Here is an 18,334-nt window from a genome sequence, read left to right on the forward strand (position 1 = left end):
TGCAATGTGGTGAGCCGGGAAGCTGGAGGTGAGGCCGGCAAAAGAGCTTGCCAGGCCTTAGCGGTTCGGTTGTCGCGCCTCGACAGGGCGCTTATGAAGCAAATCGATCCCATCGCACTTTCTCTGTTCGCATTATCGTTCGGCCGACATTCCGCGGCGGCGAGCTGTCGCGAGGCTGCCGTCGCAATCGCCGGTGAGGTGCCGTCCCGGCTCTCGCGTTTTAACCCGCAGGCGCTGGCGAACCTGGTGAACGGTTTCAGCAAATGGCCGAACGCGGCGGGCTGTCGCGAGGCTGCCGTCGCAATCGCCGGTGAGGTGCCGTCCAAGCCCTCGCGTTTTAACCCGCAGGAGCTGGCGAACCTGGTGAACGGTTTCAGCAAATGGCCGAACGCGGCGGGCTGTTGCGAGGCTGCCGTCGCAATCGCCGGTGAGGTGCCGTCCAAGCTCTCGCGTTTTAACCCGCAGGAGCTGGCGAACCTGGTGAACGGTTTCAGCAAATGGCCGGACGCGGCGGGCTGTTGCGAGGCTGCCGTCGCAATCGCCGGTGAGGTGCCGTCCAAGCTCTTGCGTTTTGACCCGCAGCACCTGGCGAACCTGGTGAACGGTTTCAGCAAATGGCCGGACGCGGCGGGCTGTCGCGAGGCTGCCGTCGCAATCGCCGGTGAGGTGCCGTCCAAGCTCTCGCGTTTTAACCCGCAGGCGCTGGCGAACCTGGTGAACGGTTTCAGCAAATGGCCGGACGCGGCGGGCTGTCGCGAGGCTGCCGTCGCAATCGCCGGTGAGGTGCCGTCCAAGCTCTTGCGTTTTGACCCGCAGCACCTGGCGAACCTGGTGAACGGTTTCAGCAAATGGCCGGACGCGGCGGGCTGTCGCGAGGCTGCCGTCGCAATCGCCGGTGAGGTGCCGTCCAAGCTCTTGCGTTTTGACCCGCAGCACCTGGCGAACCTGGTGAACGGTTTCAGCAAATGGCCGGACGCGGCGGGCTGTCGCGAGGCTGCCGTCGCAATCGCCGGTGAGGTGCCGTCCAAGCTCTTGCGTTTTGACCCGCAGGCGCTGGCGAACCTGGTGAACGGTTTCAGCAAATGGCCGGACGCGGCGGGCTGTCGCGAGGCTGCCGTCGCAATCGCCGGTGAGGTGCCGTCCAAGCTCTTGCGTTTTGACCCGCAGGAGCTGGCGAACCTGGTGAACGGTTTCAGCAAATGGCCGGACGCGGCGGGCTGTCGCGAGGCTGCCGTCGCAATCGCCGGTGAGGTGCCGTCCAAGCTCTTGCGTTTTGACCCGCAGCACCTGGCGAACCTGGTGAACGGTTTCAGCAAATGGCCGGACGCGGCGGGCTGTCGCGAGGCTGCCGTCGCAATCGCCGGTGAGGTGCCGTCCAAGCCCTCGCGTTTTAACCCGCAGGAGCTGGCGAACCTGGTGAACGGTTTCAGCAAATGGCCGGACGCGGCGGGCTGTCGCGAGGCTGCCGTCGCAATCGCCGGTGAGGTGCCGTCCAAGCTCTCGCGTTTTAACCCGCAGGAGCTGGCGAACCTGGTGAACGGTTTCAGCAAATGGCCGGACGACGCAGCGTGTCACCGGGCGCTGGTGGACATCGCACGCGGACTAGGCCGGGCAGGCCAACGCTTCGGTGCCTTCACGACGCCTCAGTTCGGCATGATCGCCAATGCCCTGGGGCGAAGTATCGTGAGAGGGGAGGAGGCGGGAGAGATCACAGAGACCGCTCTGCTGAAGGATCGCTTGCATCAGCTGGCCCATCACCTTCACTACGACAATGATCGGCTGGAGCAGAGCGATGTTCGGACCATCGCCACCATTTTCAAGGCCTTGGCGAAGGCCCGGCTGTTCGAGGATCTGGGTTCACTCGCCTCGACCGGGTTGGATCGGCTCAACGAACTGCATCGTGCCCCCGGTTTTGCCGCTGAGAATAACCTCGAGACCATGGGCAATCTCTGTGCCGCGCTGGTGCCGCTGGCGCGCAGCCCGCACCTGCGCTGGCACCGCAGAGTGGCTCTCCACTTGCTGAACGATCTCCAGCCGGTCGTGGAGCAAAAGATCGAGGCACACTTCAATGCGAGCGCAGCAGAGCGAATCCGTGGGCCGCTCGCCAGTCGCGGTCCTGCGCTCTCGATCTATCAGGTGATCAAGGCTCGTGCGGTCCTGGCGAACATGTTCAAGCGGCCGGTTATCGAGGGCAAGAAGGCCGATTTGCGCAAGAGGCAGCAAGAGCTGCGGCACGGTACCAAAGAGACCCTGGCTAGTACGCGCGAGCTCATCCAGGGCGATCTTTCCAACATGAGCTGGAACCTGATCGCACAGATCGAGGCGGAAAGCCCGGTCGATGCGCTGGACGCATTCGTCGAGCAGAACGCGGCAACGATCCTGGACAAGCATCCTGCGTCCATATTCGATGGCCACGAGGTATTGCGAACCATGGATCACGAGCCGAGGCCCCCACAGGGCGAGGCAGGTCTAATGCGGTTGCCGGTGGTGGACATGCAGGGACGGCCCCTCGCCACGGAGCCCGAGACACGATACTCGATCTTTCATCGGCTGACCTCGGGGGCGATAGAGGTGGTCGCCGTGCAGCTGCTAGCAAAACCGAGCGCCTTCATGCTGGCGCGCACGCTCACCTACAAGGGTGTGCCTTACCGCATGGACCTGTTCGGCGGCAGCAAGTTAAAGGCACCAAAACCGACCGTGCTCGAAATCGCCGCCAATGCTCCAGCCAAACCGGCGGTAGCATCTTCGGGAGGAAAGCTGCTCGCCATTCCCTATGCCGAAACCGCTCCGGGCACGTCATTCGAGAAGCTATCGCGCGCCTGGGCGCCGTTCAAAGAGGCCTATTGGTACACTCAGCGCAGGGGGTTTGCGGCGCCACCTGCAATCAAGGATCTGGGCCCTCACGACTACGCGCTCGAGGGCGCCTTCAAGCTGTTGCTGGCGCCGGACCGCCCGGCCAACGAGGCGCATCCCTTCAGACTGACCGGACCGGAAGGCCCGATTGCTCTGCGACCGCATGACGGCTGTGGCTTCATCAAGGCCTCGCTGGCCGAGCGTATGCTCGCCGTTCGCCGTGCCGGCCCGGAGGAAGGTCCCGATCGGATGCCGGCCTATGGCGAAGGAAGGAGATCGTCCGTACCGAGCTCGGCGCTGCAACATTATCCGCGGAGTGAGCGAGTGGCGGGCGAGGCGCGCGAGAAAGCCAAGGCTTGGCTGGAGAGCAGAGGAGGGGAAAGCCTGATAGGCGAGCAGCTGTTTCGTACGGTGACAGCAGGCCACATCGACGGTTCCGGCGCGGTTGCCGTCCCGTCCAGTGACGATTACCTCCACGTGCCAGAGTGCAAGAGCGAGACGTTGACGGGAACGGGAGGCGTGCTGATCGGGCGATCTCCCTATGACGCCCCCAACCTGCGCCCGCTTGCCTACGAGCGCGTCAAGTCGGCGGCTGATGGGGATCCGACTGCGGCATTCCTCGATAGATGCGTGGCCATGCAATATAGTTTCAGCGTCGCTGAGAAGTCGCGGGAGGAGCTGGCGGCCGACGATCCGAGCTTCTTTGCCAAAGGCATTCTGATCGTGGTGCCGGACGAGCTGTGGCCGGCCGACTACACCGATCGCGGCCTGGTGATGTCGGCCGAGGACGTCAAGTGCCATTCGAACTGGACCGAGCGCAAGGACCGCGTCAAGGCGGACACGCTGGTCGACTGCGTCGGTATCCTGCAGGCGACCGAGGTGTTCGCTCCGGGCTCGTTGGTCGCCGTCCCGACCGGTGAGCAGAAAAAACTCGACGGCGATTTCGACGGAGATACGATCGTTATCGTCGGTGATCGGCCGCAGCTCTATGAGCATGTTCGCCTGTTCGATGACAAGGAGCAGGCCCGCGGGGTCCGCTCGCTCAAGCCGCCAAAGTCCCATACGCCGGCAATCGAGGGCAATGATTACAAATTCAGTCGTGCCAGCCAGATCCTCGCGGCGACGCGGGATACTTTGGAGATTTATAGCGGCCTGCAGCGGAGCTTTCTGGCGCAGTCCCATCAAGCACGACGTTGGTTTGCCGAGCGCTCAGTGTTTGGAACTTACGAGGGGCTTCATCACGAACTTCAGCGCGACATCCGTCAATTACTGAACCAGGAGCAGGTGAGCGCCCAGGATGTCGAGCAAATGCTCGACAGAGCGAGGCCCGAAATCAAGGTTGCAGACCATGCAGTCGCCCACGAAATTGCCGAGTTACTCGTCACCGACCTTGAGGCATGGGCAGCAAGCTTGGATGAGCAGGTGCTGGTCGAAACAGTCGAAAGCGCGCGCGATACCAAGTTGACGGTGAGCCCGGCGCTTGCGGAGCTTTTCCCAGACCTGGCGGAGACCTATCCGGCGGCGACGCACCCGCGCGACCGTATCCAGGCCGTGCTCGACAACTATCCTCCGCGCATCAGTCCGCGGCCGGATGGGTACAGTGCGGATGACCTCGTGCAAAGCGCAAGCAACCTCCTGAGCCTCGGCATCAAGGTCGGAACGGATGCCTTTAAATCCGACACCAGCGTCCAGCTGTTTATGAAGAAAAGCCAAGGGCTCCAGAGGCTCCTGCAGCAGACGCCGGGCCTGAAGTCGGTGCCCTATGTCAAGAGCATGGCGACGACCCTCAATCACGGGATGTTCAATGTCGACACGACCTTGGAGGATCTGAAGGACAATCCCACATTGGCGGCTTCAATCATGGAGGCCTCGATCAACCTTGCTGCGGAGCAAGGGATTCTGCCCCGCCCCTTTGACCGGCAGCCTGCCGAGGATTCTGCCATCACATTGACGCTAACTCGCGAGCAGGCCTCGGAGCGCGCCCAAACCGAGGTGGCGCGCGCCGCAGTCGAAGAGAAGGCGATCACTGCAGCGGCGCTTCAGGTTGCCAAGGATCTCCGGCACACGGGCATCGATGTGAAGATGCCCCATTTCGACCATCGATTGAGGTCGGAAAGCTCCCTCAGAGACCAACTCATGGTTGTGAATGATGTCCCCGAAGGCGCCTCACAGCTGATCAGCAGCGCCGTGCGCCATGTCTTCGAAGCACCCGATAAGGATTTTGCAAAGGCCTTCCGGAAAGCCATTCTGTCGTTTGAGGAGCAAGGCTACACCGAAATCAGCACAGCAAACTGGTTCAGGGTGAGCGCTCCGACCATTGTCGGCATCAAGACTGTGCTCGCCACGCCGGATGGCTACCGCTTCGAGGCGGAGTTTCATACGCCGGGCAGCTACCAGGCCAAATTGGCCAATCACGATACCTATAAGGAGCTCCAGCGACTGCGCAGAAGCGATGCACCCGATGACCGTAAGATGGAGCAGCTCACGCAGCGCGTGCGCGAGGTCTGCAAAGAAGTTGCGATCCCGGAGGGTGTTGGAGCTATTTCCCATTGGTCCATCGAAGGAGCACCTACAGCTGGTGTCGGCGCGGCGCGATCTGCCCAACAGACAAGGACGGCCGAGCGATCACCGACTGCAAAGGAGGTTGTCGCGGCCCTCGACGGGCGGCCGATCGTGCTCGTCGGGATGCCCAGTTGCGGCAAATCCACCATCGGTCCGTATCTTGCGCGACGACTGGGGCTGCCCTTCATCGACTCCGACAAAAAAATCGAGACGGCGGCAGGCATGTCGATATCAGACATTTTTACGGCCAAAGGAGAGCCGCATTTCAGGGACCTCGAGGCGGGTTTGATCGCGGAGTGTCTCGAGCGGGGACCCGCGGTGCTCGCCACCGGTGGCGGCGCGTTCATGCGTGAGGAGACGCGGCGCCACGTCGCCGAGAAGGGGCTCTCGATCTGGCTCAATGCCGACGCGGGCGAGATCAGAAAACGCCTTGCTCGTGACACCACCCGTCCGCTGTTGCAGACCGAGGACCGGGGGGACAAGATCACGCAACTGATCCGCGAACGCGGACCGTTCTATCAACTTGCCGATCTCACCATCATCCCAGGAAAGCGTGACAACAAGAACGCGGATCAATGTGTGGCCGCGCTGCATGCCTACCTTTGCGACGAGGCGGGCGCGTTGGAAGCAGCGTCAGCGCACTCTGCCAGGGCTCCTTCAGACATCGAGGGCGGTCTTGAGGCCGCGGTTCATCCGAATCCGCCCGCACCGTTCGAGTTGCGTGACAATGCTTGGAGCCCGGCGCCTGACTTTCCGCCGCCGTTTGCCGGGCCAGTACCGGGTCATCACCAGGGCGTTCGACAGCCCGGCTCGCCGCAAGGGCTTTCTCCGGCGCCAGCCTTCTCGGATGATGAAGCTTTGGCGTGGTTGCGCGAGGAGCTGGCGCGGCGGCAGATGCAAGAGCCGGCCTCACCATCAACCAGCAGGGCTCCGTCAGACACCTACGGCGGTCTTGAGTCTTTTGTTGATCTGGATGCGCACACGCCGTCCGAATCACGCGACGATGCTAATTCTGTACGGCCGTTTCCGAGCACCTCCGCTGATGCTCAGATCGGGGCTTTAGGTCCGACAGCCTCGTCCCACGGCCGCGGGCTGGTGCTCGAGGACACGGAATGGCTGGGCGACGAGCATATCGACAGGGATTACCGGCTCCAGGAGCAGGATTTGCAGAGGTACCATCCGGATCTCGCCGCCCGGACGCGGTTCGTGAATCCCCTCATCGTCCTAAATTATCTGCGCTCTAACGACGATGGCGTCGTGCGAACCGAATTCCAGCGCATCGTCTACGATAATGGTAACGATACAGCCGACTTCCTGTTCCTGCCCGTGATTAATGCCAATCCTGAAGATCCTAATAGCCTCGGCAACCATTGGTCGCTGCTGTTCGTTGATCGCCGCGACCGGGGCCGGCCGGTCGCCTATCACTACGATTCCTACGGGGGACTCAACAACAAGGATGCAGAACATCTCGCAGGTCGGCTGCACCTCCGCCTCGAGCGAGCCGGCATGGCCCAGCAGCGGAACGGGTATGATTGCGGCGTCTTCGTGGTGGACGGCACGCGGGCGCTGGTTAGGCAATTGGAGCAAGGACGGGAGCCAGACCTGCGGAACCTCAGCAACCTCGTTGCCAATCGGCAGGCACTGCAGAACCGACTCAGGGGCTGATGTCGCCATGGGCGGATAGCTCAGGCTGGAGCGGCTCACGCCGACGGCCTGGGCCCCCGGGCACGAAGGACCGGAACCAGCGCAGCGTCGCGAACTCGGCAGTGGCCAATTCCCGGGCTTTGGGAATCGCGTCGCGCACGGTCAGCATCAGCCAATAAGCGGCGGTGTGGAGAACGAGGCGGACTTGATTGGCGAGCGCCGAACGGCAGCTGGTGCGATCGGAGGCGAGCTGTGTCTTATGCAGCTTGATCAGATTCTCGGCTTGGCCGCGCGCGCAATACAGGCTGTCGTAGATCCACTCGGCCGAGCCGACATCGAGGCTGGTGACGACGAAACGGATGTCGAGGCCGAGCATCGTCGCCTCAATACGGGCGACGGTACGCCGTTCGCGATCCCAGGACTTGGCCTTGTGGCGCGTCTCGGTATAGCCACGCAGAACCGGCAGGTTCTCGATGACGCGTCGCGTGCGGATGTCGTCGGCGGCCTCGTCGACTTTTCTGGCGAGCGGCTTGGTGCCGGACAGACCGAAGATGTAGTCGATGCCGTTGGTCTCGCACCACGCCATTGCCTCCGGCCGGGCATAGTGCCCGTCGCCACGGAACGTAATTCGCGTGTTGTGCCACCGCGTCCGGATATGCCGTATCAGGCGGCGCAGGTGGGCACGCACCTCGACGCCGCCCGGCGTCTTGCCGGGCCGCAGCACGACCGCCACGGGCCGGCTCTTCTCCGTGTCGTAGACGTGGATCGGCAGGAAGCAGCGTTCGTCATAATGAGCGTTGAACAGCGAGAGCTGCTGATGGCCGTGGACGACATCGCAGGTATCATCGATGTCGAGCGTGACGGATGCCGGCTCGCGCGGGTAGCTATCCATCCATGCGTCGACCAAAGTGTAGGTCAGCCGGATCACGTCGCGCAGGCGCGGAGCATTCTCCAGCCGCGACAGCGTCGGTTGGGAACACAGATCGCGACCCGTGTCCGGCAGCCGTCCGCAGGCCAGCTTGAATGCGGGATCGGACCGCAGATGATCGAGGTCGTCGGCGTCCTCGTAGCCGCAGCAGATCGCGAACATGCGCGCGCGGAACATATCGATGCGTGTTTCGCAAGATCGTGAGCACGGATTTCAGCGTATGGTGAGCAACGATTTCAGAGGATCGTGAGCAGCGATTTCAGGCGATCGTGAGCACGTTTTTCGACGCGCCGGACGCTTCGGCCGACAATTCAACCGGGCTACGGGTTTCTCATTCAACCAATGAGGAAGCCTGATGCCTACCCAGAGATTGTCGATGCGCCGGATCAGAGAAGTTCTACGTTTGAGGCACCAGGGCCTGACCGAGCGCGTCATCGCGCGGATGTTGGGCGTGAGCAATGGCGTCGTGCATGGATACGTGCGTCGCGCGCGCCTTGCGGGGCTGACCTGGCCGCTGCCAGACGGCCTGGACGACGAGGGCCTGGAGCTGTTGCTGTTCCCGGCGCCGACGGCAGCCTCGCAAAGCGACAGGCGCCCGTCACCGGATTGGGCTTATGTCGAGAAGGAGCTACGCCGCCGCAGCGTGACGCGCCTGCTATTGTGGGAAGAGTATCGCGCCGCCAATCCGGACGGCTTTGGCTATACCTGGTTTTGCACGACCTTCGAGGCCTGGAAGCAGCGGGCGCAGCCGAGCATGCGCCAGACCCACTTGGGTGGCGAGAAGGTGTTCGTCGATTTCGCCGGTGACACCATCGATATTTTCGATCCCATCACCGGCGAAGTGCACGCCATGAAGCTGTTTGTCGCGGCGATGGGGGCCTCGAACTACACCTACTACCCAGAATCAGAGCTGAGTGATACGGCGGCCTTTGAAACGGCGTTGACGGACCTTTTTCTTGGTCCAGACGAAGGGCTCGGCTCTGTCGTTGTATGCGTTGACGTAGGCATCGATGTGCTCCTGAAGCTGCGTGAGGCTTGTGAAGGAGGTGCCGCTGAGCGACTGCCCCTGCAAGATCGAAAACCATACCTCGACCTGATTGAGCCAAGACGCACTTGTCGGCGTGAAATGAAATTGCACGTTGGGGTGGGCCTTGAGCCAATGCTCGTTCTTCTTGTGGGTGTTGAGGTTGTCGAGGATGACGTGAAGCTTCCGGTTCGGAAAAGCCGCGGTGACGCTGTTCATGAAGTCGAGAAACTCGACGCGGCGTCGGCGTTTTGAATGCGCCGCGATGATCTTTCCGGTGGCGACTTCGAGCGCCGCAAACAATGTTGTGACGCTGGCAATCCTGCGTGATTGGAAGCAGCCGGCCTGCCTTGTCGGAATAGAAGCCTGTGGCAGCGCTCACTATTGGGCACGCGAGATTGCAACTCTCGGCCATGAAGTGCGGCTGATCCCACCAGCTTACGTCAAGCCGTTTGTGAAGCGTGGAAAAACGGATGCGGCGGATGCCGAGGCCATCAGCGAAGCCGTGACTCGCAAGACCATGCGCTTCGTTCCGATCAAAACGGCCGAGCAACAAGCCGGAACGATGGTCCTGAAGAGTCGCGCACTTCTGGTGAAACAGCAAACGCAGACGATCAACGCCCTGCGCTCGCATCTGGCTGAGTTGGGCATCATTGCCGCCGCCGGCCGGACAAAGGTCGAGGCGTTGGTTGCAATCGTACGGGATGTAGCAGATATCCGCTTGCCTGCGGCAGCGCGCTTCGCGCTGACGGCAGTTGCCGATCAGATCGAGGCTCAGGCGGACCAGATTGACAAGCTCGAGCGAGCCATTGTTGCTGCGGCAAGGACCGACAAGGACATGCGCCGACTGACTACCATCCCCGGCATTGGAGCCATTACAGCGGCGACCATCAAGGCGCTGGTGCCAGATCCCGGCGGCTTCAAATCCGCTCGTCACTTTGCTGCCTGGCTGGGACTGACGCCGCGACAGCATTCGAGTGGGGGCAAGGAGCGGATGGGGCGAATCTCGAAGATGGGAAACCCCGAACTTCGGAGCCTCCTCGTTCTTGGGGCGACATCCGTCCTGCGAATTGCCCGGAAGGCTGATCGGGCGCCGCCATGGTTGAAGTCGCTGCTCGCCAGACGTCCGTACAAGGTGGCAGCGGTCGCACTGGCCAACAAGACAGCGCGAATTGCCTGGGCGCTCTTGAACAGGGGTGGGATTTATCGGCATCCGGAGACGCTAGCGACGACTACGCCTGCCGCTTGATGAATACAGCAGTTGTCAAAGAGATCTGACCGGCGCGGGCCGGCAGAGGGCAAGGAGAAATAACAGGCGATGAACCCACGGGACGAAATCCCGACACGAGTGAGGCTGGCGCGACAATGCGCTTCAAGCGCGTCTGATTGATTTAGCCCCTTGTGTCGCGGACTTCATCGAGGCCAGCGGTCATGCGCCGCGCTTTACAGGCCGTATACATGACCGCACCGCTCCCATGTGTGAAGTCGACTGAGAAAGCTCTTGCGCCCGCGGGCCGTTCCATACATGTCGCGCTATAAGCCTCGTCGTGGAAGCGATGACGCGAGCACAGGGCCTGTTCCCGTGGGTGATCTGTGGCGCCGACTTCGATAACGGCAGCGCGTTCATGAACGACGTCGTCGTTCCATGGTGCCGAGCACAGAAGATCGAGGTAACGCGGTCACGTGCCTACAAAAAGAACGATCAGGCTTTCGTGGAGCAGAAGAACGGTGCGGTGGTCCGGCGGCTCGTCGGATACGGGCGCTTCGACGGGGTCGAGACGGCCCGCGTGATGGCACGTCTCTACGCGGCGGCGCGCCTGCTGGTGAACTTCTTCCAGCCGTCATTCAAGCTCAAAGAGAAGCGCCGCGAGGGTGCCAAGATCATCAAACGCTATCATCCGCCTGCCACACCATACGAACGTGCACTGGGGCACCCGAAACTCCCATCAGCGGTCAAGCGCCGTCTGCGCCAGACGTATCGGACTCTCGATCCCATACAATTGCTTGCCACGATCCGCACGGCGCAGGAAGAGCTCGGCGAACGGATCGGCAAGCGCGGTCTTGCGAAGGTTCCCACCGTATCGCCGGCTGATCCGCTCTCGTTTGCCCGATCGCTCGGCACGGCGGCAAAAACCGCCGAAGTGCGGGGCACGCACCGCCGGCCGAAACGGCGATACAAAAAGCGTATTCGCATGCCCTCGAAGCTCGATCCCCATCTCGCGATCATCGAGAACTGGCTCGCCGTCGAGCCACAGCTCACTGCACTGGCCATCGTGGGCAGGCTCGCCACGATCGATCCTTCGATGTTCAGCGACAAGCAGCATTCGATCGTTCAGCGCCTGCTTCGGTCCCTCCGGCGGAAGGTGGCGGAGACTGCCATCGTATCCATGCCCGTGGATGAAATACGGCCCGAGGCTGTGGACGGCGCTGCGTGTGATGAGCACTCCGCCCCGCCCACAGCCTCTCCACCGAGTTGGCCGCGGCTCGAGACCGGTCTGGGGCAGTTCGTAGACCTTCATCCCGGGTAACATTACTTCCTGAGGCAATACGCGGGGCAAATTTGCAAACGATGACGTAATTGCGGTCGGCGCCCGCGGCTCGAAAGGTCCGCTATCTTCAAGCCTTCCCGCAATCTCGCGAATCGGAGGGGGCTATGAAGCAATATGTTGGGCTGGATGTCTCGCAAAGAGAAACGTCAGTATGTGTGGTCGACGAAGTGGGTCAGGTCTTGTTCGAGGGAAAGGCCAAGTCCGACCCGGGGGCGCTCACGGCACTACTTCGCAAGCGGGCGCCACAGGCGGAGCGCATCGGATTTGAGACCGGGGCGATGGCGAGTTGGCTATGGCATGAACTTCGTAGGGTTGATCTTCCGGTGGTCTGCATCGACGCGCGGCATGCCCACGCGGCTTTGTCCGTACGCATGAACAAGAGCGATCGGAATGATGCTCGAGGTCTGGCCGAATTGGTGCGGGTTGGCTGGTATCGAGAAGTCAAAGTCAAGAGTGAGGAAAGTCAGAAGATCCGCGCGATACTCATCGCGAGATCTCGGCTCGTGGCCATTCGTCGAGATATCGAGAACCAGGTCCGCAGTCTAATCAAAGAATACGGTTGCTCTTCCCACGCGCGATCGGACTGAAGTTTCGCAATCAGGTCTGCGAGCTATTGGGCGAAGATCATCAACTCCTCGGTGTGATCGCGCCGCTTCTGTCGATCCATGAGCAGATCTGCAAGCAGCAAAGCAAGTTCGACGACGAAGTCCGCCAGTTGGCGAAGTCGGATGAGACGACGCGCCGCCTGATGACGGTTCCTGGTGTCGGCGTGGTGACCGCCTTGGCCTTCCGCCATACGATCGACGACCCATCGCGCTTCCGATCGGCATCAAGCGTCGGCGCCTATCTGGGTCTTACGCCCCGACGAAACCAGTCTGGTGAAACTGACATCAACGGCAAGATATCACGATGGGGCGACCGTCTTCTCCGAACGTACCTGTACGAGGCGGCGACCGTCCTGCTTTATCGAACGAAGAAATGGTCCTCTCTCAAGGCTTGGGGCATGAAGCTCGCCAATCGGATTGGCATGCGAAAGGCAAAGGTCGCCATCGCGCGCAAAATCGCCATCGTTCTTCACTGTATCTGGGTCGACGGCACATCGTTCGACTGGGGCCAGGCGAAGGAAGCCTGATCCGATCTTGTAAAGTTCCTGGTCCGGGCTGCCGGACTGGCGATGTCCCGCTGGGAACGGTGTTGTGGCGACCTCGGTCAATCGGCTGGTGGCGGCTCGTCCGCACTCCGCTGCAAACGTTGAGGCGCCCGACCCGGACATCATCATGAGGCGCTGCGCGACCTCGGAAAGGACCGTGACCCCAGCGAAGACATCAACCAGCCCCGGCGATCCAATGCCTGGCCGGCAAAGCACGTATCAGCCGCGCCCGCGCCGTCTCCGGTCGAGTCGCCCGGGGGAATTTCACCCCCAGGCGCTCACGAATCCGGACGTGAAGCTCGCGCTTCATCCGGCTTCTATCATCCAGCCGTTGGTCTGATGCCGACTTTCCACAGATACAGCAGGCTTGGCGCTCGTTTTGCGAGACGTCCTAGCCAGGATATGGCCGCAGTTTTCCGGCGCTTGAACCTTTTATATTTCCCCATCACCCACCGGGTGAGCACCATGTTGACGTGACGAAGGACGTTGACGCACTCCGAGCGGTAAAACCGCCCGTAGTAGTTCAGCCATCCTCTCGCGACAGGGTCGATCAGTTTGGCTAGGTCTTCCAGCGTTTGGTTGCTCCTGCTTGTCACCCGCCATTCGCGGATAGCCTGCCGGATTCCCTTGGCTGCCTTGCGGCTGATGGCCGGTGCGAAGCTGACAAACTTCTCACCCTTGCTGTCCCGAGCTTTGCGCGGCCGGAACGTGTAGCCGAGGAAGTCGAACGTGATTTGCTCGTACCCTCCGCTCCGATTGTTGTCCTTGCAGTAGACGATCCGGGTTTTCTCCGGGTGGAGTTCCAGACCGCACTCGGCAAGGCGATTACGGATCGCTCCCAGTACGGCTTTGGCCTCCTCCTCACTCCAGCAATGGACGATCGCATCATCAGCGAATCTTTCGAAGCGCAGGTGTGAGAAGGTCCGTTGCATCCATGCATCGAAACAATAATGCATGAAGAGATTGGAGAGTACGGGCGAGACGACAGAACCCTGAGGGGTTCCTCGTGTTCGCTCGTCGCGGGTCCCGTCTTTCCGCTCCACGGTGGCTTGCAGCCACCGTCTGACGTAGAGACGAACCCAGCCCAATTCCACATGGTGGGCTACAGCTTTTTCCATCAGGTCCCATGGAATCGTATCGAAGAACGACTTGATGTCCAAGTCTATGACCCAATCGAATTTCCAGCAGCGCTCGCGCGCCTTCCCCACCGCATCGAGCGCAGAGCGTCCGGGCCGATAGCCGTAAGAGTCGGGGTGGAAGACTGGCTCCACTTCCTTTTCTATGACCATCTTTGCGACCGTCTGGGCCACTCGGTCTCCGACGGCGGGAATGCCGAGTTTCCTGACACTCTTGCCATCGGATTTGGGGATTTCCACGAGACGAACAGGCGGTGGAAAATACGTCCCCGACGACATGCGATTCCAGACCTTGTAGAGATTCCTCTTCAGGTCCTTTTCGAACGCCGCGACGGAGACGCCATCCACGCCCGCGGCCCCTTGGTTTGCTTTGACCTGTTTCCAAGCCTGCCAAACAAGGTGCTTGGAGATATCATACGGCTTTGCCTCGGACATCAGTTCATCCCCATTGCGGGTTGGCTGTTGTCGTTGGCCAGATGATCGGGTCCCTTCGCTCCACCTGCATTACCAGGCTTCATCACTACTGCGAACCCGTCCGCCCCTGCGCCGTGCATCGGTACTCTCCCCTCAGCGGTGCTGCCGCTTTCAGGTTCTCCCTTGGCATCACGACACAGGTTCCCACGTTCCGTGTAAGAGCCTGCCATCAGGATCGCGCCGCCTCTACACCGGTCGTCACCCATCCAGTAACCAGGCTCCCGATAGGCTTGCTCCCAAGGAAGGGTTGAACCCTTGGTTTCGACAACGTCTGTACTGGTTTTCGATGCTTCATCGGCGGTTCGCTTCCGCTCGCCTTCCTGAGGCTTACCTGACGGGCTTGCGCCCGCCTTTTCCAACAACGCTCACCACCTCGACCGTTGTGTCGAAGCAGCTTGTGGTGGTTTGGACTCTGATCCTGCAATCCGAGCCCGAGGGGCCTACCCTCATCTCTTGCACAGCAAGGCTGCTTGAAGGCTTTAGGTCAATTGATCTACCTCCTTCTTCGCGCCGTCGTGGCGCACCAACCCGGACCAGCTCCGACGGCGCGAGCACTACCTCCGTGCCGTGGGCGAGTTCAGAAATGTAAGCTTGACAACAAACCGCAATTAAAGGGCCGATTGACAGGCCTGATGGGGACGCTGCTGCGCTACCCCTACGAAGTGCGCGATCCGAAGGAGTATTTCGACGAAATCGATGACGTCAAAGTCACCAAGGATATGCTCGAACTGGCCCGGCACATCGTCGAGCAGAAGGCCGGCAACTTCGAACCCGACAAGTTCGAAGACCAGTACGAAACGGCGCTGGTCGATCTCATCAACCAGAAGCGAGCGGGCAAGCCGATCACTCCGAAGGAGCGCCCGCGCGGCGAGAACGTCGTCGATCTGATGGACGCGCTGCGCAAGAGCGTCGGCGGCGCGGCGAAAGTCGGCGTGAAGTATCCGGTGACGCCTGCCGCCGGGTGCCCGGACCGGCTCCGGCGTTGGCGAACAGCCGGGCCTCCGGCACCGTGTCGGTGACGTCGTCTGGCAACGGCCAGGTCAGCCCCGCCGCCTCGAACCGGCGGATCGTCAACCGCACCGTCGAAGGGGCCGTGCCGACCCGCCGCGCAATCTCGCGGGTCGGCATCCCGGCCGACTTCAATCTGATCACATCGCGCACATGGCGCATCGCAAACCTCTCCGTCGGCATCCAGGTCCCCTTCGCAAAGCCGAAAGGCGGGACCGTATCGGAGCCAGAAGAGGCCTCGTCACCCCGGGCGACATCATCCCGGATTGGTGGGCGACATCGAGCGGAATCAGCATACTGTATAGCGCGACATGTATGGAACGGCCCGCGGGCGCAAGAGCTTTCTCAGTCGACTTCACACATGGGAGCGGTGCGGTCATGTATACGGCCTGTAAAGCGCGGCGCATGACCGCTGGCCTCGATGAAGTCCGCGACACAAGGGGCTAAATCAATCAGACGCGCTTGAAGCGCATTGTCGCGCCAGCCTCACTCGTGTCGGGATTTCGTCCCGTGGGTTCATCGCCTGTTATTGCTCCTTGCCCTCTGCCGGCCCGCGCCGGTCAGATCTCTTTGACAACTGCTGTATTCATCAAGCGGCAGGCGTAGTCGTCGCTAGCGTCTCCGGATGCCGATAAATCCCACCCCTGTTCAAGAGCGCCCAGGCAATTCGCGCTGTCTTGTTGGCCAGTGCGACCGCTGCCACCTTGTACGGACGTCTGGCGAGCAGCGACTTCAACCATGGCGGCGCCCGATCAGCCTTCCGGGCAATTCGCAGGACGGATGTCGCCCCAAGAACGAGGAGGCTCCGAAGTTCGGGGTTTCCCATCTTCGAGATTCGCCCCATCCGCTCCTTGCCCCCACTCGAATGCTGTCGCGGCGTCAGTCCCAGCCAGGCAGCAAAGTGACGAGCGGATTTGAAGCCGCCGGGATCTGGCACCAGCGCCTTGATGGTCGCCGCTGTAATGGCTCCAATGCCGGGGATGGTAGTCAGTCGGCGCATGTCCTTGTCGGTCCTTGCCGCAGCAACAATGGCTCGCTCGAGCTTGTCAATCTGGTCCGCCTGAGCCTCGATCTGATCGGCAACTGCCGTCAGCGCGAAGCGCGCTGCCGCAGGCAAGCGGATATCTGCTACATCCCGTACGATTGCAACCAACGCCTCGACCTTTGTCCGGCCGGCGGCGGCAATGATGCCCAACTCAGCCAGATGCGAGCGCAGGGCGTTGATCGTCTGCGTTTGCTGTTTCACCAGAAGTGCGCGACTCTTCAGGACCATCGTTCCGGCTTGTTGCTCGGCCGTTTTGATCGGAACGAAGCGCATGGTCTTGCGAGTCACGGCTTCGCTGATGGCCTCGGCATCCGCCGCATCCGTTTTTCCACGCTTCAGTAGAGTCGAGGAGAGGCGCGGTGATGCGCTTGTTGCGCGTTCCGTTTCCTCTCCCCGCTCATCAAACCGGACGTGCAGTTTTCCCGCATCCGGCTTTCCGACAGGTTTTGTCACAAGGCGCACGTCGGCGACACTTTGCGCACGCGGTTCAGCACAAGTACGCCAGGGTTCCCATGGATCCGATCAGAGAACCGTCTGACGCCACGTCCTGGCGTCTTATGTCGTCTGCGCAGAAAGGCGAGCACGCGGTCGAAGACGTGTCGATCAACGGCCTGATGAGCCGTAGCAAGAGAGCCATAGCTGAAGTAAGCGGACCAGCCGCGCAGAAGGCGGTTCAGTCGTGCTTGTACTTCGGGCCAAGCGCCCTTGTTGCCCGGCGTCAGCAGTACGCTGACCTTCCTCTTGATCCGCAGCACGCTTTTCTTGGACGGAGCCGCGCCAAGATACCACCGTCCCCCATTGCGGAAGCGGCGGGGTCCGAGCGTGTACCCAAGGAAGTCAAAGCTTTCCAATCGGGCATTCTTCACCGAGGTTTTAGTCTCGTTGAGCGTCAACCCAAGCTTGGTCATCACCGCTTTCGTCCACGTCAATGCTTCCTCCGCGTGGCCGCGGCTGAGAATGACGAAGTCGTCGGCATAGGAGATAACCTGGGCATGGAATGCTTCACGCCGACCGCTGAGACGCCAATGCTTCAGGAACCGGTTCATGTAGATGACGGAGAGCAGCGGACTGATGACACCGCCCTGTGGCGTGCCACGCTTGTTGCTCTTACCGCCGCTCATGCACCGTTTCCCGTCGCTATCCCGCTCCTCGACCGGTACTCGCAGCCATAACTTAATCAGCCGCAGCACATTCCGGTCAACGATGCGTCGGGCCACCGATTTGAGGAGGTCCGAATGCGGGATCGTGTCGAAGTATTTCGACAGATCGGCGTCAACAACGTCCGTGTAGCCCCGGCACACAAGCCGGTGCACTTCCTTGACTGCATCGACCGCGTTACGACGCGGGCGATATCCATAAGCACCGTCCTCAAAATCCGCCTCGAAGATCGGTTCCAGCACGATCTTTGCGGCAGCTTGGACGACCCGGTCCCGGATTGTTGGGATACCGAGTGGACGTTCGCCGCCGCCGGGCTTCGGGATCATCACCCGCCGCACCGGATCGGGCCGGTAAGTCTTCGTGACGAGTTCATCGCGCAGGCCGGCCAACCATGCTTCGAGTCCCGACGCGTCGATTTGCTCGAAAGTTGTTCCGTCCACTCCTGGCGCACCCGCGTTGGCGCGGGCCAGCTTGTAGGCATGGCTCAGAATGTCCTCGCGGCAGATCTTGTCGTACAGCACATAGAAACGGAAGGCAGGCTCCGCCTTCGCCTTGCAATAAAGCTTTCTCTGAAGGCTCCTGATCTTATCGGGCGTTTGTAGGCTCATCGCCAATCGACCCATTCCCTCGCCATCTTCAAAAGCGCACCTGAAGTCAGGGTCCTTTCCTCCGCCGGAATTACCCGGTTTCATCAGTACTACGACCCTGTCCGACTCCCGTCCGGTCCATCGACTACTCGATGCTGAAGGCGCGACCTTCGACCAAGACGGGTCTCCCCCGATTACCCGCACTACCTTTCCGGC

6 protein-coding genes and 6 pseudogenes are annotated in these 18,334 nt (G+C 61.3%); 6 read left to right on the top strand and 6 right to left on the bottom strand.

Going from position 1 to position 18,334, the window contains the following annotated elements; translation table 11 throughout:
* Positions 1-93 precede the first annotated feature (93 nt).
* The gene (locus HAP48_RS49530) at positions 94-7,080 is read left to right on the top strand and encodes a shikimate kinase (RefSeq protein ID WP_224497278.1); all 6,987 of its coding nucleotides are present in this window, start codon (positions 94-96) and stop codon (positions 7,078-7,080) included.
* Between the two features lie 79 nt (positions 7,081-7,159).
* On the opposite strand, the pseudogene HAP48_RS49535 reads toward HAP48_RS49530, so the two are convergent.
* Positions 7,160-8,170 (bottom strand): annotated as a pseudogene (locus HAP48_RS49535) (IS1380-like element ISBdi2 family transposase); the annotation flags it as partial.
* A 172-nt stretch (positions 8,171-8,342) separates the two neighbouring features.
* Here HAP48_RS49535 and HAP48_RS49540 point away from each other — a divergent pair.
* Positions 8,343-8,886: pseudogene (locus HAP48_RS49540) on the top strand (IS21 family transposase); the annotation flags it as partial.
* Between the two features lie 5 nt (positions 8,887-8,891).
* Here the strand turns inward: HAP48_RS49540 and HAP48_RS49545 are convergent.
* Positions 8,892-9,320 (bottom strand): annotated as a pseudogene (locus HAP48_RS49545) (IS630 family transposase); the annotation flags it as partial.
* Here HAP48_RS49545 and HAP48_RS49550 point away from each other — a divergent pair.
* From HAP48_RS49550 to HAP48_RS51110, 3 genes and pseudogenes are all read left to right on the top strand, one after another.
* Positions 9,229-10,260: an IS110 family RNA-guided transposase gene (locus HAP48_RS49550; RefSeq protein ID WP_420869927.1), complete on the top strand. Its 1,032-nt coding sequence runs from the start codon at positions 9,229-9,231 to the stop codon at positions 10,258-10,260. The pseudogene HAP48_RS49545 and the gene HAP48_RS49550 sit on opposite strands and share 92 nt — an antisense overlap.
* 307 nt (positions 10,261-10,567) lie before the next feature.
* Positions 10,568-11,539, top strand: a complete 972-nt coding sequence (locus tag HAP48_RS49555) for a hypothetical protein (protein ID WP_176399280.1) — start codon at positions 10,568-10,570, stop codon at positions 11,537-11,539.
* Between the two features lie 125 nt (positions 11,540-11,664).
* Positions 11,665-12,692: pseudogene (locus HAP48_RS51110) on the top strand (IS110 family RNA-guided transposase).
* A 338-nt stretch (positions 12,693-13,030) separates the two neighbouring features.
* Here HAP48_RS51110 and ltrA (HAP48_RS49565) read toward each other — a convergent pair.
* Positions 13,031-14,281, bottom strand: a complete 1,251-nt coding sequence (gene ltrA, locus HAP48_RS49565) for a group II intron reverse transcriptase/maturase (RefSeq protein ID WP_166208664.1) — start codon at positions 14,279-14,281, stop codon at positions 13,031-13,033.
* 665 nt (positions 14,282-14,946) lie between these two features.
* Between ltrA (HAP48_RS49565) and HAP48_RS49570 the strand changes: the two are divergent.
* Positions 14,947-15,246: pseudogene (locus HAP48_RS49570) on the top strand (Ku family protein); the annotation flags it as partial.
* Here the strand turns inward: HAP48_RS49570 and HAP48_RS51115 are convergent.
* The 3 genes and pseudogenes from HAP48_RS51115 to ltrA (HAP48_RS49585) form a co-directional block, all read right to left on the bottom strand.
* Positions 15,164-15,511 (bottom strand): helix-turn-helix domain-containing protein, encoded by a 348-nt coding sequence (locus HAP48_RS51115; protein ID WP_338029007.1) that lies wholly within the window; start codon positions 15,509-15,511, stop codon positions 15,164-15,166. The pseudogene HAP48_RS49570 and the gene HAP48_RS51115 overlap by 83 nt on opposite strands.
* Positions 15,512-15,917: 406 nt before the next feature.
* Positions 15,918-16,703: pseudogene (locus HAP48_RS49580) on the bottom strand (IS110 family RNA-guided transposase); the annotation flags it as partial.
* 119 nt (positions 16,704-16,822) lie between these two features.
* The gene (gene ltrA / locus HAP48_RS49585) at positions 16,823-18,154 is read right to left on the bottom strand and encodes a group II intron reverse transcriptase/maturase (RefSeq protein ID WP_224496640.1); all 1,332 of its coding nucleotides are present in this window, start codon (positions 18,152-18,154) and stop codon (positions 16,823-16,825) included.
* Positions 18,155-18,334: the final 180 nt, after the last annotated feature.

Origin of the sequence: Bradyrhizobium septentrionale, assembly GCF_011516645.4 — a bacterium.
Lineage (GTDB): Bacteria > Pseudomonadota > Alphaproteobacteria > Rhizobiales > Xanthobacteraceae > Bradyrhizobium > Bradyrhizobium septentrionale.